Annotated in this window: 1 protein-coding gene; it reads left to right on the plus strand. The window is 39.2% G+C overall.

Translation table 11 applies throughout. The features are described from left to right. Positions 1-420: transposase family protein (locus V7K25_RS14915; protein ID WP_335159138.1), on the plus strand; the 420-nt coding region annotated here is incomplete at its 5' end. Between the last annotated feature and the right edge of the window lie 292 nt (positions 421-712).

Here is a 712-nt window from a genome sequence, read left to right on the forward strand (position 1 = left end):
GGCAAACAAAAACAACATACCCTGAAATCTCAATTGGTGATTGACCTGGCAACTTTTGAAATTCGTTGTGTTGTCAACGGTTCGGGTCGAAGACATGACTACAAGTTGTTCGTCGATAGTAAAGTGCGTTTTCATCCCGAAACCGAGAGCTTAGAAGATAGTGGCTACCAAGGTATTAGCAAGTTACATAGGAATTGTCGTTTACCAAAAAAGAAACCAAAAAAGGGCAAGTTAAGTCCAGAAGATAAGGATTACAATCGTTCTTTGGCCAGTCGTCGGATTGCCATTGAACATGTGAATCGACGTTTAAAAGTTTTTCGGATTTTCAGTCAACGTTATCGCAATCGTAGAAAACGGTTTGGGCTACGTTGTCACTTAATTGCTGGAATTTATAATTATGATCTTCAAAAAGCTAATTAGGGCTTGCTGAATAAGTCTCTCAAGCAAATCTAGAAGCCACACAGCTTACAAAATAGTTGTTTCATCGCTCAGGTTCCAAATTTACCCAGCGATGCCTGCGGCGGGCGTAGCCATCGCTAAGGATTGTGCAAGGGTTTTGAGACTTTAGATGTTATAAACTTGCACTTGTTTGTTGGAAAAAGGCTTAAAACCCTTATCTGGTCTATATTACACTTCTATTCAGCAAGCCCTAATTAACTTGAAATTTTCCTAACTCTACATAATACCACAAAACTTTTTTGCAAGAGGTCTA

This window comes from Nostoc sp. (genome assembly GCF_036919495.1).
Lineage (GTDB): Bacteria > Cyanobacteriota > Cyanobacteriia > Cyanobacteriales > Nostocaceae > Nostoc.